Source organism: Serratia nevei (genome assembly GCF_037948395.1).
GTDB classification, from domain to species: Bacteria; Pseudomonadota; Gammaproteobacteria; order Enterobacterales; family Enterobacteriaceae; genus Serratia; species Serratia nevei.
The window spans coordinates 4,692,332-4,710,737 of sequence record NZ_CP149940.1 but is presented as its reverse complement, the minus strand read 5'-3'; the positions used below and the strand labels follow the sequence as shown (position 1 = coordinate 4,710,737).

Here is an 18,406-nt window from a genome sequence, read left to right as displayed (position 1 = left end):
GTATCCAGTGATGTTTTTTTCAAGATGCTCAATATTAAATCGGCAACCCGGATGAAACAATGAATCAACACCAACAATCAGTCATTTCTGCATCAACGCTGTATGTGGTGCCCACCCCCATCGGCAATTTGGGCGATATCACTCACCGGGCGTTAGAGGTACTGAAAAGCGTTGATCTGATCGCGGCGGAAGACACGCGCCATACCGGATTGCTGCTGCAACACTTCGCGATCAACGCGCGTCTGTTCGCGCTGCATGACCACAACGAACAGCAAAAAGCCGATCAGCTGCTGGCGAAACTGCAGGAAGGCCAGAGCATCGCGCTGGTGTCCGACGCCGGCACGCCGCTGATCAACGATCCCGGTTATCACCTGGTGCGCCGCTGCCGCGAGGCCGGCATTCGCGTGGTGCCGCTGCCGGGCGCCTGCGCCGCTACCACCGCGCTGTGCGCAGCGGGCGTCGCTTCTGACCGCTTCTGCTACGAAGGCTTCCTGCCGGCGAAAACCAAGGGGCGCAAGGATACGCTGATGGCGCTGGCGGAGGAACCGCGCACGCTGATTTTCTACGAATCCACTCACCGCCTGCTGGAAAGCCTGCAGGACATGGTCACCGTCTGGGGCCCGCAGCGCTATGTGGTGCTGGCGCGCGAGCTGACCAAAACCTGGGAATCTATCCACGGTGCGCCGGTGGGCGAACTGCTGGCGTGGGTGCAGGAAGATGAAGTGCGCCGCCGCGGCGAGATGGTGCTGATCGTCGAAGGCCACAAGGCGCAGGAGGATGCGTTGCCGCTCGAGGCGCTGCGCACGCTGGCGCTGCTGCAAAAAGAGCTGCCGCTGAAAAAGGCGGCGGCGCTGGCGGCGGAAATTCACGGCGTGAAGAAAAATGCGCTGTATAAGCACGCGCTGGAGCAACAACAGCCGTAAAGCGGTTGACCTGCCGCCGCCGCGACGCTACTATCCGCGCCGGAGTTGACCAGACAGTCGCCGCTTCATTGCCGTCCTCTTCGGGGAGACAGATGGAGGGGAGGAAAGTCCGGGCTCCATAGGGCAGGGTGCCAGGTAACGCCTGGGAGGCGCAAGCCTACGACTAGTGCAACAGAGAGCAAACCGCCGATGGCCCGCGCAAGCGGGATCAGGTAAGGGTGAAAGGGTGCGGTAAGAGCGCACCGCGCGGCTGGCAACAGTTCGTGGCACGGTAAACTCCACCCGGAGCAAGGCCAAATAGGGGTTCACATGGTACGGCCCGTACTGAACCCGGGTAGGCTGCTTGAGCCAGTGAGCGATTGCTGGCCTAGAGGAATGACTGTCCACGACAGAACCCGGCTTACCGGTCAACTCCCTCGACAAAAGAAAACCCCGCGCAACGCAAGTTGCGCGGGGTTTTTCGTTTTCCGGCCGGCTTACACCGGCAGGTCAATCAGCAGCGCGCGTAGCGGGGTCTCGGCGCGGATCGTCAGGCGATTCTCCTCGCGCACGAAGGCGCCGTCGCCGCAGGTCAGGCGCTGTGCTTCGTGGCGTTCACCGGTGGCGGCGATGGTGCCGTGAATCGACTGCAAATAGGCGCGCGGCCCGTTAATCGTCAGCGTTTGCTCTTCGCCCGGCTGCAGATCGAGATGGTGGATCCAAACCTGCTGGCGCAGCTGCAGGCTGCCCTGCGCGCCGTCCGGTGAGGCCAGCAGCAGGTTGCCCGCCGTCGGCAGCGTCAGGCGCTGCACCCGCTCGTTGTTGCGTTCCGGGCAGGCGTCCAGCCACAGCTGCAGGCGGGTCAGCGGCGTATCGCTGCTGACGTTCTGTTCGCTGTAGCTCAGGCCTGGCTGGGTGGCCAGCAGCAGCGCTTCGCTGGCTTTGACGCGCGCGGCGTTGCCGTCGCTGTCGCGGTATTCCGCCTCGCCCTGCAGGATCAGGTTCAGGATATCCACGCTGGGATAGGTGCGCGGCTGGAACGACGCGCCCGGCGCCAGCACCTCCTGATTCAGCACCCGCAGCGACGCATAGCCCATCAGTTTGGGATCGAAGTAGTGACCAAAGGAAAAAGTGTAGCGAGCCTGCAGCCAACCAAAGTCAGCTTGCCCGCATTGTTGTGCTGTTCTGCATGTAATCATGGCAATCGGCTCTCTAAATTCATTATCCAAATGGTAAGCATCTGGACGTCGGATTGTTAGCCAGTTAATCTGGTCGGCATATTCAAATTTCCTGACAGAGGGATGTGATGGCCAGAGATCGGGCGCTCACGCTTGAGGCGCTGAGAGTGATGGACGCGATCGACCGCCGCGGCAGCTTCGCCGCGGCCGCCGACGAATTGGGCCGGGTGCCGTCGGCGCTCAGCTACACCATGCAAAAATTGGAAGAAGAATTGGACGTGGTGCTGTTCGACCGTTCGGGCCACCGCACCAAGTTCACCAACGTGGGGCGTATGTTGCTGGAGCGCGGGCGGGTGCTGCTGGAAGCGGCCGACAAGCTGACCACCGACGCCGAGGCGCTGGCGCGCGGTTGGGAAACCCACCTGACCATCGTCAGCGAAGCGCTGTCGCCGCCGAGCCTGCTGTTTCCGCTGGTGGACAAGCTGGCGCTGAAGGCCAACACCCAGGTGTCGATTTTCACCGAGGTGCTGGCGGGCGCCTGGGAGCGGCTGGAGCAGGGGCGCGCCGACATCGTGATCGCGCCGGACATGCATTTTCGCGCGTCGTCGGAGATCAACACCCGCAAACTGTACAAGGTAATGAGCGTTTACGTCGCCGCGCCGGATCATCCTATCCACCAGGAGCCGGAGCCGTTGTCCGAGGTGACCCGCGTGAAGTACCGCGGCATCGCGGTGGCGGATACCGCCCGCGAGCGCCCGGTGTTGACCGTGCAGCTGCTGGATAAGCAGCAGCGTCTGACGGTGAGCACCATCGAAGACAAGCGTCTGGCGCTGCTGGCCGGGCTGGGGGTGGCGACCATGCCGTATCCGATGGTGGAGAAAGACATCGAGGCCGGGCGGCTGCGCGTGGTGGGGCCGGAATACAGCCGCGAAGCCGATATCATCATGGCCTGGCGACGCGACAGCATGGGGGAGGCGAAAGCCTGGTTCCTGCGCGAAATTCCGCGCCTGTTCGCGCAGCGTTAACGTCGGTGGGATGACATCCCCTTGCCGGGCGGCAAGGGGATTTTTTTGTCTTAGCCGAAGAGCCGATCGCGGCCGTGCGGCTCGTCCAGATCCTGCGCCGGCCCGATGGAAATGATGCCGTGCGGGTTGATGGTGGCGTGGCTGCGGTAGTAGTGGTTGCGAATGTGCGGCAGGCTGACCGTGTCGGCAATGCCCGGCATCTGGTAGATGTCGCGCAGGAAACCGTACAGGTTCAGGTAGTCGCTGATGCGGTGTTTATCGCACTTGAAGTGGGTGACGTACACCGGATCGAAGCGCACCAGCGTGGTCCACAGACGCAGGTCGGCTTCGGTCAGCCGATCGCCGGTCAGGTAGCGGTGCTGCCCCAGGATCTGCTCCAGGCGCTCCAGCGCGTTGAAGACCCCGTTGACCGCTTCGTCATACGCTTCCTGGCTGGTGGCGAAACCGGCCTTGTACACGCCGTTGTTCACCTGATCGTAAATCCAACCGTTCAGCTCATCGATTTTGCCGCGCAGCTCGGCCGGGTAGTAATCGCCCGCGCGGGCCCCCACGCCGTCAAACGCGCTGTTGAACATGCGGATGATGTCGGCGGATTCGTTGCTGACGATGGTTTGCCGCTGTTTATCCCACAGTACCGGCACGGTCACGCGCCCGCTGTAGTGCGGATCGGCCTGCAGGTAGATCTGATACAGGAAGTCGGCGTGATACAACGGATCGCCGGTGGTTTCAGGAAAATCCTGGCCGAAGGTCCAGCCGTTTTTCAGCATCAGCGGGTGCACTACCGAGACCGGAATGATCTGCTCCAGCCCTTTCAGTTTGCGCATCAGCAGCGTGCGGTGCGCCCAGGGGCAGGCGAGAGAAACATACAGGTGATAACGGCCCGCTTCGGCCTGGAAGCCGCCTGCGCCGTGTTCGCCCGGCTGACCGTCGGCGGTCACCCAATTGCGAAACTGAGCGGTTGAACGTTTGAAACGGCCGCCGGTAGATTTCGTGTCATACCAGATGTCTTGCCAAACGCCATCGACGAGTTGTCCCATGGGAATCTCCTTGGTGTCCGAGTGAAAAGCGACAGGGCCCGGCATGCCGGGCCCTGAATGACAGTTTAGATTACCATTTCTTGTTCAGAAGACGGTCGATGCTGAAGCCGCCCGGGCCTGCAACCGCCAACACGATGAAGCCGCCGGCGATGGTCAGGTTTTTCATGAACATCAGCTGGTTTACGCCTTCCGCAAAGTCAGTGTGGAACAGCAGCGCGGTCAGAATGGTGAAGCCGGCAGTGAACAGCGCTACGGTGCGGGTCAGGAAACCGAACAGGATCGCCAGACCGCCGCCAAATTCCAGCAGGATGGTCAGCGGCAGCAAGAAGCCAGGCACGCCCATCGATTGCATGTACTGTTGGGTACCGGCATAAGCGTCACCCATTTTGCCGTAGCCTGCCACGATAAACAGGATTGGCATCAGAATACGAGCAACCAGCAAACCTGTATCTTCTAATTTTTTCATCATCTACTCCAAAGTGTTTTTGTGCGCCTGTTCGGCGGTAGTCATATCAACGGGCGGTATATCGGGTCTCTCACCCTGTCCGGCCCATATCGTATTGATGGAGTGAATGTTAAGCGGGAAGTGCTCAGGTTGTTAGCAAGTAAAACTGTCGTAATTTTTCAAAAAATCTGAATCTTTAGCGTGCTAATAAACTGACGCTGGTCAGCAGGTTGCCCGGCCCTCGGGATAAGCAGCGCTGTTTTAGGGGGAAAACGAGGGCGGAGCAACAGGATGTTTGAAGGAAAGGCGTGAGGCTTACTTGGCGGAGAAGGTCTTTTTAAACAGGCGGATAGCGCTCCAGGCACCGAAAGCGCGGCGCGACCAGCGGATCATCTTGCTGGGGTGGCGAATGCCGTACAGCGCCATGACGCTGGAACCGAGCACCAGATAGCGGCGCAGGCCAAACACCGTTTGCCAGCCGCGGTCGATGCGTTCGGTCTTCTCCAACCACAGAGACTTGTGTTCGGCCAGATCCAGGCGTTGCTGCTGGATCTGGCGAATCAGCCTCTCTTTTTTCCATTCCAGGTAGCGGCGGCGGCTCATGGCTCGCGCTCCAGTTCGGCGCGGTCGAGTTCCAGCTGCTTGCGCGTGGCGCCGAGCAGCGTGGTGCGACGGGCCTTGACCAGCGTCCAGATGGTGCCAACCACGGCCAGGAACAGCAGCACGCCGGTCGTGGCGCCCAGCGCCACCAGCCGGTAGACCGGATCGATGGCCCAGAAGATCAGGATCAGCAGGCTCATCAAACCGAAGGCGGTGAACAGCAGCGTCATACCGGCCATGATCAGCAGCTGAATGAGGTTGGCTTTCTCCTCTTCCAGCTCGACCACCGCCAGCCGGACACGGGTTTCCATCATGCCGACCAGGATCGTGATGATGCGCTGACCGATATCCAGGACCCCTTTAGCGGGGCCCTGCGCGCGCACTTGCGGTTGTTCAGCCATGATTAACGACGCGCGAGCAGCACGCCCAGCACGACGCCGACCGCCGCGCCGATACCGATGCCGGTCCACGGGTTGTCGCGCACGTAGTCGTCGGCCTGACCGGCGATCTGTTTGGTTTGCGAAGCCAGCTTGTCACCGGCGTCGCTCAGGCGAGCGCGGGTCTCTTTCAGCGCGCCTTCCGCTTTCGAACGCAGCTTCTCCAGCTCGGCTTTCGGCTTGTCGGTGGAGGAGTTCAGCACTTCCTCCAGCGTATCGGCTAAGGACTTCAGTTCAGCGCGTAAGTTTTCTGCATTTGAATCATGTGCCATGTGATTATTCCTTAACGTTTATTTCGACAGACTTTTAACATAGCGGATTTTTTCGCCGGAGCAAAGGGGTGATGGCCAGCAGATAACACCAGACATCAATTCCATATGCTTAAGAAATCCCGTGTGATGGGGCTCTCATCGATAAATCCGCTGGTGTAAAAAAATTATTCCGCCTGGGCGCGTTTCAGCTCAGCCTGCGCTTCTGCCAGCTTTTGCTGCTTCTTGGCGACCTTGTCCAGCTTGCCGGTTTGCTGCGCTTCTTTCAGTTCCTGTCGGCGCTCGTCGACCTTGCGCTGCTTCTCTGCGATATTTTTCTGGCGTTCGGCCTGCAGACCGGCTTCGGTACAGTGAGTCTGCACTTCGCTCAGCGCTTTTTTCAGCCCGTCCACGCGGTGGGTGTTGCCGTGTTGGGTGGCGTAGTCGATTTGCTGCTGGATGTCTTGCGCTTTGGCGGCGCAGCCGCCCTCAGCGGCCGAAGCGAGCGACGGCAGCGTGCAGAGTGGCAACAGCAGTAACAGTGAATGGCGTAATTTCATCTTTCAGTTCCTTTTCATGGGATGCCTGAACAGGCATCCGCTTTCCTGACTGCCGAAGGCGGCAGCGCGAGAGGAGGGCGTTCATCGCCGGCTGAAGTTACCCTTCAGCATAGTCATGAAACCGGCGTGCCCCCAAAGAATCAGCCGTGACTCAGTGCCGACTGATTGATTTTTGAGCTAATCGATGCGAATGAAAATGAAGATAATGGCAATGAAAGGAAACCCCTTCATATGAAGGGGATTATCCCAGATTGAGTGGGGAACGCGCAAATTCGCGTACCCAATGCGACGGCACGGGGGACTCGCTCAACGCGATGTGGTAACCGGGCGGCAGGATGGTTTGCAGCGCTTCGCGCGCCAGCAATTGCTGCTCCGGCGAATCCAGACGGATGACCAGGCCATCGCCTTCCGGCGTAATGCTTTTGATGCGGATGCCGCGCTCATCCAGGCGCTGATAGACGTAAAAACCGTCGGGCAGCGACAGCCCTTGCTGGCTGGCGCGAATGCGCAGCTCGCTCTCGGTGCGCACCATGCAGGGCACCAACAGCGTCGCCAACGCCAGCAGGGCGAGCGCGATCATCAAGACGTATTGCCAGCGCGGGCGCTTTGCTGTCACGCCCCTTTCCCCGGGTTCTGGCTGCCGGCGCGTTTTTTGCGCCACAGCACGATCAGCGAGCCGACCAGCCCGACCACCAGCAACACCAGCGGCAACATCATCAGGCAGAACATCAGCTGATCTTCATACTTGCGGAACACCGGGGTTTTCCCCAGCGCGAAGCCCAGCGTCGTCAGGATCAAGACCCACAGCAGGCCGCTCATCCAGTTGAAGAACTGGAAGCGCGCGTTGCTCAGGCCGGACAGGCCGGCGATGGTCGGCAGCAGGGTGCGCACGAAGGCCAGGAAGCGGCCGACCAGCAGGGCGGAAAGCCCGTGGCGGTGGAACAGGTTGTGAGCGCGCTGATGGTAGTGGGCCGGCAGGTGCGAAAGCCAGCCTTGCACCGTTCGCGTATTGCCGAGCCATCGGCCCTGTATATAGCTGACCCAGCACCCCAGGCTGGCGGCGACGGTCAGGATGACGATGGTCAGCGGGAAGCCCATGGTGCCTTTGGCGATCAGCACGCCAACCAGGATCAGCAGGCTGTCGCCCGGCAGGAAAGCGGCCGGCAGCAGGCCGTTTTCCAAAAACAGGATCATGAACAGCAGAATGTAGAGGGTCCACACCAACGAAGGGTTCGCCAGCGTCTCAAAATCCTGCTGCCACAAGGCATGTATCAGTTCTTTAATGATATCCATCCGGTGTTCCTAAAACGTCATTGTTTATTTTTATCTCAGCGGCGGAGCGGGCGTGGGCTGAAAGCGCGCGGCGATCCTGAATGCTGATAACGATGAAACGGCGTTGCTTTAAGGTTTCTAAGCGGTGCGACACCGGTCATAGGTGGTAAGTCAGCGTGCCACGGTACTGCATGTTGCTTTCTTTCCAGCCGGCCTGCCGGCTCTGTTGCCTGGAGGCGTCCAGCGTCCAGTCGACCTGGGCAAGCCGGTTGGGGGCCGGGGTGTCCTGGCGGGGGAAACGAATTCGGTAGCCCGGCTCTGCGGCCAGGGTATAGACCGGTGCCGTCAGGGAGGACGCGAGCAGCGAACCGGGGAAAGAGTGCGCTCTGGGCAGCAGCAGCGGCAACTTGCCGGGGGCTTTGCGGCGCGCTTCGGCCGGCGCCCGATACACATGATCATAGGGGGAAAGCGCCGGCTCCGCCAGCAGCGGCAGGCTGCTCAGCGCGCTGGGGGTTGGCTTGGGTGACGCCACGCATAGCTGTTGGCCGGAGACCGAACCGGTCCAGCAGAAAACAGCAATCAGCATGGCAAACAACCAGCGCATTTATTCGCGTCCCGCCCCCGCAGCAATGGGTAAAAAAGTGGGCTAACTCTACCAAAATAGCACGATTGGCAACAGGGAAATCTACGTTGCCGACGGTGAAATAGTACACGGCAAACGGCGGTTCCGGCATCGATTCAGCGGATTTTACATTACCTGACATAAGCCGACGGTTTTTGACCGCCGGGGCTATTTCGGCTCGTGGTTCACGCCATCCAGATGTACCACCGGATTCTCGGCGAACAGGTAGCGATCGGCGTTGTATTCGAAGTCGTCGCTGGTGGCGTTAAACAGCATCTGCTTGGTGTTTTCCAGGTGCTGCCACATCGCCAGTTTGGCGGCGTAAGGATCTTTGCGCATCAGCGCCTTGAGGATCTGATCGTGATCGTCGCACCAGCTGGCGATCGAACGTTCATCGATGTGCTCGTGCAGTTTCTTCCAGTAAGGGTTGTTGACCCGCTGCACCCACATTTTTTCCACGATGGTGGCCATGGCGGTGTTCTGGGTGGCCAGCGCCACCTGCACGTGGAACTTCAGATCCCACTGCGAGTCGCGGAAGCGATCCTCTTTGCGGGCGTGCTCCTGGATCTCCATCAGCTGCACGATATCTTGTTTGGTCACCTGGGTGGCGGCGAATTCGGCGATGTTGCTTTCGATCAGCTGGCGCGCCTGCAGCAGCTCAAACGGGCCGGCGGTGGCGAACTCGATGCTGTCGCCCGGCACCACCAGGTGTTTTTGCTGGTTGGACACCACGTGGATCCCGGATCCCTTGCGCACGTCCACATAGCCTTCCACTTCCAGCATGATGATCGCTTCGCGCACCACGGTGCGGCTCACATTCATCTCTTCGGCGATGTATCGCTCGGCCGGCAGCTTGTCGCCTACCGGGTAGCGGCCGCTTTCGATACGTTGCTTAAGCTCGGCGGCCAGTTGCTGATACAGGCGTCTGGTTTCGGTGAATTCCATAGTGAATGCTCTATACGGTGCGGTGGGAGGGGGCGCGTGGCCATCGGATTTGTTATACCACTTATTCGGCACCGCTGCCAGAGGAGCAAAAGGCCCGGCGCGGCGGCCGGGCGGCGGGATCAGCTGCGCGCCGGGGCTGGCTGCAGCGTGGCAGGCTGCGCTTCGGCGGCCGGGCGGTTTTGCAGCACCGTCCAGATGACGATGGCGCCGAGAATGTCGAAGACCGACAGCGCGGCGAACAGCGGGCTGAAGCCGAGGGTGTCCGCCAGGGCGCCGACCACCAGGGCGAACAGCGTGCTGGCGGTCCAGGCCGCCATGCCGGTCAGGCCGTTGGCGGTCGCCACCTCATTGCGGCCGAACACGTCGGAAGAGAGGGTGATCAGCGCGCCGGACAGCGCCTGATGGGCGAAGCCGCCGACGCACAGCAGCGCGATAGCCGCGTAAGGGCTGGTGAACAGGCCGATCATGCCGGGGCCGATCATCAACACCGCCCCCATCGTCACCACCAGCTTGCGCGAGACGATCAGATTGACCTTGAAATACTTCTGGAACAGCGGCGGCAGGTAGCCGCCGACGATGCAGCCGAGATCGGCGAACAGCATCGGCATCCAGGCGAACATGGCGATCTCTTTCAGATTAAAGCCGTAGGCCTTGAACATGAACAGTGGGATCCAGGCGTTGAAGGTGCCCCAGGCCGGTTCCGCCAGAAAGCGCGGCAGCGCGATGCCCCAGAACTGGCGGTTGCGCACGATCTGCCAGGCGGACATCTTTTTGGCGTTTGAGGTCTGGTGCTGCGCTTCCTGGCCTTCGAGGATGTAACGACGCTCTTCCTGGCTCAGTTTCTTCTGATCTTTCGGGTGCTTGTAGAACAGCAGCCAGCAGATGGCCCAGATCAGGCTCAGCACGCCGGTGATGATGAACGCCATCTCCCAGCTGTGCGCCACGATGGCCCATACCACCAGCGGCGGGGCGATCATGCCGCCGATCGACGAACCGACGTTGAAATAGCCGACGGCGATCGAACGCTCTTTGGCCGGAAACCACTCGCTGCTGGCCTTCAGCCCGGCGGGGATCATCGCCGCCTCGGCCATGCCGACCGCGCCGCGCGCCAACGCCAGCCCGCCCCAGCTGTTGGCCAGCGCGGTGCCCATACAGAACACCGCCCAAAGAATGGCGAACATGGCGTAACCGACCTTGGTGCCGAGCACGTCCAACACATAGCCCGCCACCGGCTGCATCACGGTGTAGCAGGCGGAATAGGCGGCGACGATATAGGAATACTGCTGGGTGGTGATGTGCAGCGTATCTTCCAGCGTCGGCGCCGCCACGGCGATGGCGTTGCGGGTCAGGTAACCCAGCACGGTGCCGACGGTCACCAGCCCGATCATGTACCAGCGTAACCCTTTAATTTTACGCATCCGAAATGTCTCCCCGTTTGAAGGTATGGCCGGCGATGCGGCTGGCGAGACAATAACCTGTCATACAGGTTTAAAAGTTGAGTGATATCACAAAAGGAATTATTCGCCTGAGCGATACTGTCGCCGGTGAAATAGGGCGTTTATGCCGCACATTTGCCGTAAAAACGAGCGAAAAAGGGATTGGAGGACAGCAAAACGGCAGATGGCGGGAAAAATTTGCTGGACGCTTGCTAAAATTGGTGTGATAACTTTTGTGATTCGATCCCTGTGCCGCACGGCAAGTAAGGTAAGGAGCCCGAGATGGCGACGTTTTTGAGCGAAGATTTCCTGCTGGACAGCGAATTTGCCCGGCGTTTGTACCATGACTACGCGGCGCAGCAGCCGATTTTCGACTACCACTGCCATTTGCCGCCGCAGCAGATTGCGGAGAATACCCGCTTCAGCAACCTGTACGATATCTGGCTGCGGGGCGATCACTACAAATGGCGGGCGATGCGCACCAACGGCGTGGCGGAGCGGCTGTGCACCGGCGATGCGGGCGATCGCGAGAAATTCGACGCCTGGGCCGCCACGGTGCCGCACACCATTGGCAACCCGCTCTATCACTGGACGCACCTGGAGCTGCGCCGGCCGTTCGGCATCACCGGGACGCTGCTGTCGCCGAGCACGGCGGATGAGATCTGGCAGCGCGGCAATGCGCTGCTGGCGCAGGATGAGTTTCGCGCGCGCGGCATCATGCGGCAGATGAACGTGAAAATGGTCGGTACCACCGACGATCCGATCGACGATCTGCGCCACCATCGGGCGATCGCCGACGATCATAGCTTCGATATCAAGGTGTTGCCGAGCTGGCGGCCAGACAAGGCCTTCGCCATCGATGCGCCCGGCTTCAATGACTATCTGCGGCAGCTGGAGGCGGCGGCGGACAGCGCCATCGGCCGTTTCAGCATGCTGTGCGACGCCCTGCACAAGCGTATGGATCACTTCGCCGCCCACGGTTGCAAGGTGGCCGACCATGCGCTGGACGTGGTGGTGTTCGGCGAGGCCGATGAAGCGACGCTGGATGCGATCCTGCTGCGTCGCCTGAACGGCGAGCTACCGACGCCGGAACAGAGCGCGCAGTTCAAAAGCGCGGTGCTGCTGTTCCTGGCCGGCGAATACCGGCGCCGCGGCTGGGTGCAGCAATATCACATCGGCGCGCTGCGCAATAACAACAGCCGCATGTTGGCCGCCGTCGGGCCGGATATCGGCTTCGACTCGATCAACGATCGGCCGCTGGCGGAGCCGCTGTCGCGGCTGCTGGATGCCCAGGCGCGGCAGGGCGGCCTGCCGAAAACCATTCTCTATTGCCTCAACCCGCGCGATAACGAAGTGATCGGTACCATGATCGGCAATTTCCAGGGGGAAGGCACGCCGGGCAAGATGCAGTTTGGCTCCGGCTGGTGGTTCAACGATCAGAAGGACGGCATGCAGCGCCAAATGACGCAGCTGGCGCAGCTCGGGCTGCTGAGCCGCTTCGTCGGCATGCTGACCGACAGTCGCAGCTTCCTGTCGTATACGCGCCATGAATACTTCCGCCGCATCCTTTGCCAGATGATCGGCCGCTGGGTGACGGACGGCGAAGCGCCGGCCGATATCGCGCTGCTGGGCGGGATGGTGAAAAACATCTGCTTCGACAACGCCAAAGACTATTTCGCCATTGACCTGGCGTAGCCGTTATCCGGGACCGGTTTATGCAAAGTACGATAAAGATTCACGAGCAGGATAACGTGGCGGTAGCGCTGCGCGACCTGGCCGCCGGAGACACGGTTGAGCTGGCAGGCGTAGCCGTTCCGCTGGTGCAGCCGGTGGCGCGCGGGCACAAGTTTGCGCTCGGCCCGATCGCCGAGGGCGAGGACATCATCAAATATGGCCAGCCGATCGGCCACGCGCTCGTGGCCATCGGCCCTGGGGAGCATATTCATTCGCAAAACGCCAAAACCAACCTGAGCGATCTGGACAGCTACCGTTACCAGCCGCAGTTCCCGGCGTTGCCGCCGCAGGCGGCGGATCGCGAGGTGCAGCTGTACCGCCGGGCCGGCGGCGACGTGGGGATCCGCAACGAACTGTGGATCGTGCCGACCGTCGGCTGCGTCAACGGCATCGCCCGCCAGATCCAGCAGCGCTTTTTGCAGCAAACGCAGGCGGAGGGGATCGACGGCGTGCATCTGTTCAGCCATCCGTTCGGCTGCTCGCAGCTGGGGCAGGATCATGCCAACACCCGCATCATGCTGCAGAACATGGCGCGCCATCCCAACGCCGGCGCGGTGCTGGTGATCGGGCTGGGGTGCGAGAACAATCAGGTGGATGCTTTTCGCGCCACGCTGGGGATGGCGGACGAGCGGCGGCTGCGCTTTATGGTGTGCCAACAGCAGGACGACGAGGTGGAGGCCGGGCTGGCGCTGTTGCACGAGCTGTACCGGGAGATGCGCCACGATCGCCGCGAGCCGGGCCGCCTGAGCGAGCTGAAGTTCGGCCTGGAGTGCGGCGGTTCGGACGGATTGTCGGGCATCACCGCCAACCCGTTGCTGGGGCGCTTTTCCGATTATGTGATCGCCAACGGCGGCACCACGGTGCTGACCGAAGTACCGGAGATGTTCGGCGCCGAGCGCATTCTGATGAGCCGTTGCCGCGACGGGGAGACCTTCGACAAAACCGTCGACATGATCAACGATTTCAAACGCTATTTCATCGCCCATCAACAGCCGATATACGAGAACCCATCGCCGGGCAACAAGGCCGGCGGCATTACCACGCTGGAAGAGAAATCGCTCGGCTGTACCCAAAAAGCGGGCCTGAGCCAGGTGGTGGACGTGCTGAAGTACGGTGAGCGGCTGCGCGTGCCGGGGCTGAATCTGCTCAGCGCGCCGGGCAACGATGCGGTGGCGACCAGCGCGCTGGCCGGTGCCGGCTGCCATATGGTGCTGTTCAGCACCGGGCGCGGCACGCCATACGGCGGCTTTGTGCCGACGGTGAAGCTGGCCACCAACAGCGAGCTGGCGGCGAAGAAACCGCATTGGATCGATTTCGACGCCGGCGGCCTGATCCACGGCGTGGCGATGGAGACCTTGCTCGGCCGCTTCGTCGATCTGATCGTCGAGATCGCCAACGGCCGCCCGGCGCGCAATGAAGCCAACGATTTCCGCGAGCTGGCGATCTTTAAAAGCGGGGTGACGCTCTAACGCTGACAAAAAAGGCGCTCGAGGGAGCGCCTTTTTATGAAGCAACTTGCGCTTAACGCACCTTCAGCGGGTCTTCGTTCGCCAGCCGTTGATCTTCCGCCTGGCAGGCCGCGGCGGTGAACAGCACGTCGGTGGAGGAGTTGAGGGCGGTTTCCGCCGAATCCTGCAGCACGCCGATAATAAAGCCGACCGCCACCACCTGCATCGCCACGTCGTTCGGAATGCCGAACATGTTGCACGCCAACGGGATCAGCAGCAGCGAGCCGCCGGCCACGCCGGAGGCCCCGCAGGCGCACAGGGCGGCCACCACGCTCAGCAGCAGAGCGGTCGGGACGTCCACCGCGATGCCCAGCGTGTTCACCGCCGCCAGCGTCAGCACGGTGATGGTGATCGCCGCGCCGGCCATGTTGATGGTGGCGCCCAGCGGGATGGAAACCGAGTAGGTGTCCTCATTCAGATTCAGCTTCTTGCACAGCTCCATGTTCACCGGGATGTTGGCGGCGGAGCTGCGGGTGAAGAAGGCGGTCACGCCGCTCTCGCGCAGGCAGGCGAACACCAGCGGATACGGGTTGCGGCGGATTTTCCAGTAAACGATCAGCGGGTTGAGCACCAGCGCCACCAGCAGCATGCAGCCGAGCAGCACCATCAGCAACTGGGCGTAGCCCCACAGCACGCCGAAGCCGGTTTCCGCCAGCGTGGAAGCCACCAGGCCGAAGATGCCAAGCGGCGCACAGCGGATCACCGCGCGTACCACCAGCGTAACCGCATGGGACATGTCGTTGATCAGCCCTTTAGTGGTTTCGGAAGCGTGGCGCAGCGCCAGCCCCAGCCCGACGGCCCACGCCAGAATACCGATGTAGTTGGCGTTAATCAGCGCATGGAACGGGTTGGCCACCACGCTCATCAACAGACCCTTCATCACCTCCACAATGCCGCCCGGCGGGGTAATGTCCGTCGCGCCGGTGGTCAGCGCCAGCGTGGAAGGGAAGATAAAGCTGACGACGACCGCCACCAGCGCGGCGGCAAAGGTGCCCAGCAGGTAGAGGAACAGGATCGGGCGAATGTTGGTCTTCTGCCCCTGTTTATGGTTGGCGATCGAGGCCATAACCAGAATCAGCACCAGCACCGGCGCCACCGCTTTTAGCGCGCCGACGAAGAGGGAACCGAGCAGGCCGACGGCGGAAGCCGCCGCCGGCGAAACCAGCGCCAACAGAATGCCGGCCACCAGGCCGACCATGATTTGTTTGACCAGGCTACCCTGCGTGATCTTTTGTAGTAGTTTTTGCATAGTGCTTTCTTCCTGATGTTATCTGGCCGCCGCGGCGGGAACGACGCCGGGTAGCTTTATATGATTCTGTAACTAAGTGTGTTTGCCGAATCAGTATTCAGCAATCGAATGATGTTGGAAAGAGGCGGGGATGAAATTCTGAGCGCGGATCAACACTTGATAACATACTGGTTACATTTGTGTGATCGCAATAACGTTTGGCGTTTTGGGGGAATTGCCAAACAATCGCGGGGCGACTAGCGCCCCGGATAACAGATTGTGGTTATTTCTTCGCCAGGCGATCGTTACGGCGATTGACCCAGGCGTTGATCAGCAAGGTAAGCGTCAGGATGCCTGCCACCACGCCGAGCGACACGCCGATCGGGATGTGGAAGAAGTCGATAATCAGCATCTTGATGCCGATAAACACCAGAATCACCGACAGGCCATATTTCAGCATCGAGAAACGCTCCGCCACGTTGGCCAGCAGGAAGTACATGGCGCGCAGGCCCATGATGGCGAACAGGTTAGAGGTCAGGACAATGAACGGATCGGTGGTCACGGCGAAGATCGCCGGAATGCTGTCCACCGCGAAGATCACGTCGCTCAGCTCGACCAGGATCAGCACCAGCACCAGCGGGGTGGCGAACAGGATGCCGTTGCGGCGCACGAAGAAGCGCTCGCCTTCCAGGCTGTCGGTCATGCGCAGGTGGCTGCGCAGCCATTTCACCAGCGGCTTGTCGCCGATCGCCGAGTCATCTTCCTTCGCCAGCGCCATCTTGATACCGGTGAACAGCAGGAAGGCGCCGAACAGATACAGCAGCCACTGGAACTGGCTGACCAGCCAGCTGCCGGCGAAGATCATGATGGTACGCAGGACGATCGCGCCCAGCACGCCGTAGATCAGCACCCGCCGCTGCAGGTTGGCCGGCACGGCGAAGTAGCTGAACAGCATCAGCCAGACGAACACGTTATCCACCGCCAGCGCTTTTTCGATCAGGTAGCCGGTCAGGAAGGCCAGCGCCTGGGTATCGGCGACGGCGCGCCCGGCGGTTTCATTCAGGTAGTACCAGAAACCGAAATTGAACAGCAGGGAGAGGCTGACCCACACCAGAGACCAGCTGGCGGCCTGCTTCAGGGTCATGGTGTGCGCGCCTTTACGGCCCTGCAACAGGAGGTCGATTGCGAGCATCACGACTATGACGGCGGCGAAGCTGCCCCATAACCACGGTGTGCCAACGGAATTCATCATCAGAGGTATCCTTCAAAAACAAAAACGGCCAACGTCGGAAGACGCCAGCCGCTCTGTGAACGCTGCAAGCAAACCTCGCCTTCCGGCAAGGTCTCACTTACAACGTTGATGAAGGTGGTTACACCTTTGACATCAGGTTGCCCGGTAACCGGATGCTTGCGCATCGTAATGACGATTGACCGGCAATGAAGTTACTCCCCTTTGCAGAGCAGAAAGTAATGCAAAATGTGTCGGCGGTCAACGTGAATCGCGTTAGCCGGCCATCGCTTTTTGCGCGCCGAGGCTGACGACGAATCCCTGCAGCAGCAGGCGGCTGAACGGCGTGTCGCTAACCTGTTGTTGTTGCTGTTGATAGCGGGCTTGCTGCTCGGGATGCAGTTCGCCGAGCCACTGCAGATACTGGCTCATCACCGCGCCGTTGAATTCCGGATGGAACTGGGTGGTCAGGGCGTGATCGCCATAGCGCAGGATCTGGTGCGCGTCCTGCTGCGAACGCGCCAGCGTCTGCGCGCCGGCGGGCGGCGTCAGCACGCTCTGCGAATGGATAAGGTTGGCCTTGAAACGCGGCGGCAGCAGGGTGAGGCGCCGGTCTTCGGCTGCGGCGGGCAGCAGTTCGATCTCCAGCGTACCCACCTCCATGCCCTGCGGGTGGTAGCCCACTTCGCCGCCGAGCGCGTAGGCCAGCAGCTGGTGGCCGTAGCAGACGCCGAACAGCGGCAGTTTGATCGCCATCGCCTGACGCAGCCATTCGGCGGCTTCCTCGCTCCACGGCAGCTGTTCGGTCACCATCGCCGGCGATCCGGTGATGACTACGCCGCAATAGGCGGCCGGCGGCAACGGCCGTTCGCCGGCGGGAAGATGCACGATGTGCGCGCGTTCGGCGTCGATGTTGCCCTGTTGCAGGAACATACCTTCAAAGTTGGCCAGTTCCTGGCGAATGGCCTGCGGCGCGTCGCCGGTTTGCATCACGAGCAGCGGTTTCATCTCATTCTCCGTCGGCGGGGAAGACGACGCCGGTCTGGCGGCGGATGTCGGTCAGCAGGCGGGCGACGATCAGCGAATTCTCCAGCCCCGGGTGTTCCACCTGATGCTTCTCAATCAGCTCGGCGAAGGCCAGCGCTTCATACAGCATGGTATTGATGTGCTGTGTCTGGCTCAGATCCTGGCGGTTGCCGCCGCGCGGCGTCAGCGCCACGCCCTGACACTCGGAAATCTTGTCGATAATCAGCGTGCCTTCTTCCCCCTGGATCTCGCTGGGGATCGCCGAGTCGCTGACCTTGGAATGGGAAAGCGTGACGTCGAAATCGCCGTAGTTCAGACAGACGGTGCCGTGGGCGTCCACGCCGGTATCCAGCAGCGTGGCGCTGGCCAGCACCGACTGCGGCGCGCCGAACAGCGCTACCGCGCTGGCCAGGCAGTAGTAGCCGATGTCCATGATCGAGCCGTTGGAGAACTGGGGGTTAAAGGTGTTGGGGTTCTCGCCGGCGAGATAGCGCGGGTAGCGCGAAGAGTATTGGCAGTAGTTGATAAAGGCTTTGCGCAGCCGGCCGACTTTCGGCAATGCCTGCTGCAGCGCCAGGAAATTCGGCAAGTAGGCGCTTTTGAACGCTTCGAACAGCACCACCTGATTTTCCCGCGCGCAGGCTACCAGCTGTTCCGCTTCGCGCTGGTTGGAGGCCAGCGGCTTTTCGCAGATCACGTGTTTTTTATGGCGCAGGAACAGCAGCGATTGCGGGCAGTGCAGGGAATTGGGGCTGGCGATATACACCGCGTCTATGGCGTCAGACTGTGCCATCGCCTCGAGCGAGTCGAAAAACTGCGTGACCTGATAGTTGGCGCCAAATGCCTGCGCCTGGTCCAGCGAGCGTGAATACACGGCGCTCAGCTTGAGTTTGCCGCTTTCATGGGCGGCATCGATAAAACGTTCCGTAATCCAGTTGGTGCCGACGACGGCAAAGCGAATCATGGCGAGCTCCG

At 61.1% G+C, this 18,406-nt stretch carries 21 protein-coding genes and 1 other RNA gene; 6 read left to right on the top strand and 16 right to left on the bottom strand.

The window, feature by feature from the left end:
- Nucleotides 1–59 precede the first annotated feature (59 nt).
- Together rsmI and rnpB are read left to right on the top strand one after the other, a co-directional pair.
- Nucleotides 60–923, top strand: a complete 864-nt coding sequence (gene rsmI, locus V8N38_RS22540; protein WP_004937108.1) for a 16S rRNA (cytidine(1402)-2'-O)-methyltransferase — start codon at nt 60–62, stop codon at nt 921–923.
- 41 nt (nt 924–964) lie between these two features.
- An RNA gene (gene rnpB / locus V8N38_RS22535) (RNase P RNA component class A) lies at nt 965–1,342 on the top strand.
- Nucleotides 1,343–1,399: 57 nt separating this feature from the next.
- On the opposite strand, the gene V8N38_RS22530 is transcribed toward rnpB, so the two are convergent.
- Nucleotides 1,400–2,101: a pirin family protein gene (locus tag V8N38_RS22530; RefSeq protein ID WP_147840360.1), complete on the bottom strand. Its 702-nt coding sequence runs from the start codon at nt 2,099–2,101 to the stop codon at nt 1,400–1,402.
- A gap of 107 nt (nt 2,102–2,208) precedes the next feature.
- On the opposite strand from V8N38_RS22530, the gene V8N38_RS22525 reads away from it, so the two are divergent.
- The gene (locus V8N38_RS22525; protein WP_004937113.1) at nt 2,209–3,105 is read left to right on the top strand and encodes a LysR family transcriptional regulator; all 897 of its coding nucleotides are present in this window, start codon (nt 2,209–2,211) and stop codon (nt 3,103–3,105) included.
- A 50-nt stretch (nt 3,106–3,155) separates the two neighbouring features.
- Here V8N38_RS22525 and V8N38_RS22520 read toward each other — a convergent pair whose 3' ends face one another.
- The 11 genes from V8N38_RS22520 to V8N38_RS22470 all read right to left on the bottom strand — a co-directional run bounded on the left by V8N38_RS22520 (nt 3,156) and on the right by V8N38_RS22470 (nt 10,689).
- Nucleotides 3,156–4,142, bottom strand: a complete 987-nt coding sequence (locus V8N38_RS22520; protein ID WP_060424696.1) for a glutathione S-transferase family protein — start codon at nt 4,140–4,142, stop codon at nt 3,156–3,158.
- A 70-nt stretch (nt 4,143–4,212) separates the two neighbouring features.
- Nucleotides 4,213–4,608 (bottom strand): DoxX family protein, encoded by a 396-nt coding sequence (locus V8N38_RS22515; protein WP_004937119.1) that lies wholly within the window; start codon nt 4,606–4,608, stop codon nt 4,213–4,215.
- A gap of 294 nt (nt 4,609–4,902) precedes the next feature.
- Nucleotides 4,903–5,190, bottom strand: a complete 288-nt coding sequence (locus V8N38_RS22510; protein ID WP_004937121.1) for a YqjK-like family protein — start codon at nt 5,188–5,190, stop codon at nt 4,903–4,905.
- The gene (locus V8N38_RS22505) at nt 5,187–5,588 is read right to left on the bottom strand and encodes a phage holin family protein (protein WP_147840359.1); all 402 of its coding nucleotides are present in this window, start codon (nt 5,586–5,588) and stop codon (nt 5,187–5,189) included. The genes V8N38_RS22510 and V8N38_RS22505 overlap by 4 nt, the downstream gene beginning before the upstream one ends.
- Nucleotides 5,589–5,590: 2 nt before the next feature.
- Nucleotides 5,591–5,896 (bottom strand): DUF883 family protein, encoded by a 306-nt coding sequence (locus V8N38_RS22500; protein WP_004937125.1) that lies wholly within the window; start codon nt 5,894–5,896, stop codon nt 5,591–5,593.
- Between the two features lie 164 nt (nt 5,897–6,060).
- Nucleotides 6,061–6,432: a DUF1090 domain-containing protein gene (locus V8N38_RS22495; protein ID WP_084827508.1), complete on the bottom strand. Its 372-nt coding sequence runs from the start codon at nt 6,430–6,432 to the stop codon at nt 6,061–6,063.
- A 241-nt stretch (nt 6,433–6,673) separates the two neighbouring features.
- Nucleotides 6,674–7,012, bottom strand: coding sequence for an EnvZ/OmpR regulon moderator MzrA (mzrA, locus tag V8N38_RS22490; RefSeq protein ID WP_016930183.1), 339 nt, complete (start codon nt 7,010–7,012; stop codon nt 6,674–6,676).
- A gap of 32 nt (nt 7,013–7,044) precedes the next feature.
- On the bottom strand, nt 7,045–7,725 hold the full coding sequence (locus V8N38_RS22485) for a DedA family protein (protein ID WP_049198505.1): 681 nt from the start codon (nt 7,723–7,725) through the stop codon (nt 7,045–7,047).
- 136 nt (nt 7,726–7,861) lie between these two features.
- Nucleotides 7,862–8,308 (bottom strand): hypothetical protein, encoded by a 447-nt coding sequence (locus V8N38_RS22480; RefSeq protein ID WP_060424701.1) that lies wholly within the window; start codon nt 8,306–8,308, stop codon nt 7,862–7,864.
- Nucleotides 8,309–8,494: 186 nt separating this feature from the next.
- Nucleotides 8,495–9,271 carry a transcriptional regulator ExuR gene (exuR, locus tag V8N38_RS22475; RefSeq protein WP_004937137.1) on the bottom strand — a complete coding sequence of 259 codons (777 nt, stop codon included), beginning with the start codon at nt 9,269–9,271 and terminating at the stop codon, nt 8,495–8,497.
- A 119-nt stretch (nt 9,272–9,390) separates the two neighbouring features.
- The gene (locus V8N38_RS22470; protein ID WP_060440992.1) at nt 9,391–10,689 is read right to left on the bottom strand and encodes an MFS transporter; all 1,299 of its coding nucleotides are present in this window, start codon (nt 10,687–10,689) and stop codon (nt 9,391–9,393) included.
- A gap of 77 nt (nt 10,690–10,766) precedes the next feature.
- Here V8N38_RS22470 and V8N38_RS22465 point away from each other — a divergent pair, with 77 nt between their 5' ends.
- From V8N38_RS22465 to V8N38_RS22455, 3 genes are read left to right on the top strand one after another with little or no spacing between them, the layout of a single operon-like run.
- On the top strand, nt 10,767–10,934 hold the full coding sequence (locus V8N38_RS22465; protein WP_183907072.1) for a hypothetical protein: 168 nt from the start codon (nt 10,767–10,769) through the stop codon (nt 10,932–10,934).
- A 55-nt stretch (nt 10,935–10,989) separates the two neighbouring features.
- Nucleotides 10,990–12,402 (top strand): glucuronate isomerase, encoded by a 1,413-nt coding sequence (gene uxaC / locus V8N38_RS22460; protein ID WP_147840358.1) that lies wholly within the window; start codon nt 10,990–10,992, stop codon nt 12,400–12,402.
- A gap of 20 nt (nt 12,403–12,422) precedes the next feature.
- The gene (locus tag V8N38_RS22455; protein ID WP_141960322.1) at nt 12,423–13,910 is read left to right on the top strand and encodes a UxaA family hydrolase; all 1,488 of its coding nucleotides are present in this window, start codon (nt 12,423–12,425) and stop codon (nt 13,908–13,910) included.
- A gap of 52 nt (nt 13,911–13,962) precedes the next feature.
- Here V8N38_RS22455 and sstT read toward each other — a convergent pair whose 3' ends face one another.
- The 4 genes from sstT to V8N38_RS22435 all read right to left on the bottom strand — a co-directional run bounded on the left by sstT (nt 13,963) and on the right by V8N38_RS22435 (nt 18,395).
- Complete coding sequence (gene sstT / locus V8N38_RS22450) at nt 13,963–15,198, bottom strand: serine/threonine transporter SstT (protein WP_060430962.1); 1,236 nt, start codon at nt 15,196–15,198, stop codon at nt 13,963–13,965.
- A gap of 262 nt (nt 15,199–15,460) precedes the next feature.
- Entirely contained in the window at nt 15,461–16,429 is a 969-nt protein-coding gene (locus V8N38_RS22445) for a TerC family protein (protein ID WP_060424713.1), read from the bottom strand.
- Nucleotides 16,430–16,681: 252 nt separating this feature from the next.
- Nucleotides 16,682–17,413 carry a glutamine amidotransferase gene (locus V8N38_RS22440; protein ID WP_060424716.1) on the bottom strand — a complete coding sequence of 244 codons (732 nt, stop codon included), beginning with the start codon at nt 17,411–17,413 and terminating at the stop codon, nt 16,682–16,684.
- Nucleotide 17,414: 1 nt separating this feature from the next.
- Entirely contained in the window at nt 17,415–18,395 is a 981-nt protein-coding gene (locus V8N38_RS22435; RefSeq protein ID WP_070915396.1) for a Gfo/Idh/MocA family protein, read from the bottom strand.
- Between the last annotated feature and the right edge of the window lie 11 nt (nt 18,396–18,406).

Bases quoted from the DNA above. Each gene is read 5' to 3' on its own strand.
- rsmI (WP_004937108.1), top strand. From the start codon at position 60: ATGAATCAACACCAACAATCAGTCATTTCTGCATCAACGCTGTATGTG.
- V8N38_RS22530 (WP_147840360.1), bottom strand. From the start codon at position 2,101: ATGATTACATGCAGAACAGCACAACAATGCGGGCAAGCTGACTTTGGT.
- V8N38_RS22525 (WP_004937113.1), top strand. From the start codon at position 2,209: ATGGCCAGAGATCGGGCGCTCACGCTTGAGGCGCTGAGAGTGATGGAC.
- V8N38_RS22520 (WP_060424696.1), bottom strand. From the start codon at position 4,142: ATGGGACAACTCGTCGATGGCGTTTGGCAAGACATCTGGTATGACACG.
- V8N38_RS22515 (WP_004937119.1), bottom strand. From the start codon at position 4,608: ATGAAAAAATTAGAAGATACAGGTTTGCTGGTTGCTCGTATTCTGATG.
- V8N38_RS22510 (WP_004937121.1), bottom strand. From the start codon at position 5,190: ATGAGCCGCCGCCGCTACCTGGAATGGAAAAAAGAGAGGCTGATTCGC.
- V8N38_RS22505 (WP_147840359.1), bottom strand. From the start codon at position 5,588: ATGGCTGAACAACCGCAAGTGCGCGCGCAGGGCCCCGCTAAAGGGGTC.
- V8N38_RS22500 (WP_004937125.1), bottom strand. From the start codon at position 5,896: ATGGCACATGATTCAAATGCAGAAAACTTACGCGCTGAACTGAAGTCC.
- V8N38_RS22495 (WP_084827508.1), bottom strand. From the start codon at position 6,432: ATGAAATTACGCCATTCACTGTTACTGCTGTTGCCACTCTGCACGCTG.
- mzrA (WP_016930183.1), bottom strand. From the start codon at position 7,012: ATGATCGCGCTCGCCCTGCTGGCGTTGGCGACGCTGTTGGTGCCCTGC.
- V8N38_RS22485 (WP_049198505.1), bottom strand. From the start codon at position 7,725: ATGGATATCATTAAAGAACTGATACATGCCTTGTGGCAGCAGGATTTT.
- V8N38_RS22480 (WP_060424701.1), bottom strand. From the start codon at position 8,308: ATGCGCTGGTTGTTTGCCATGCTGATTGCTGTTTTCTGCTGGACCGGT.
- exuR (WP_004937137.1), bottom strand. From the start codon at position 9,271: ATGGAATTCACCGAAACCAGACGCCTGTATCAGCAACTGGCCGCCGAG.
- V8N38_RS22470 (WP_060440992.1), bottom strand. From the start codon at position 10,689: ATGCGTAAAATTAAAGGGTTACGCTGGTACATGATCGGGCTGGTGACC.
- uxaC (WP_147840358.1), top strand. From the start codon at position 10,990: ATGGCGACGTTTTTGAGCGAAGATTTCCTGCTGGACAGCGAATTTGCC.
- V8N38_RS22455 (WP_141960322.1), top strand. From the start codon at position 12,423: ATGCAAAGTACGATAAAGATTCACGAGCAGGATAACGTGGCGGTAGCG.
- sstT (WP_060430962.1), bottom strand. From the start codon at position 15,198: ATGCAAAAACTACTACAAAAGATCACGCAGGGTAGCCTGGTCAAACAA.
- V8N38_RS22445 (WP_060424713.1), bottom strand. From the start codon at position 16,429: ATGATGAATTCCGTTGGCACACCGTGGTTATGGGGCAGCTTCGCCGCC.
- V8N38_RS22440 (WP_060424716.1), bottom strand. From the start codon at position 17,413: ATGAAACCGCTGCTCGTGATGCAAACCGGCGACGCGCCGCAGGCCATT.
- V8N38_RS22435 (WP_070915396.1), bottom strand. From the start codon at position 18,395: ATGATTCGCTTTGCCGTCGTCGGCACCAACTGGATTACGGAACGTTTT.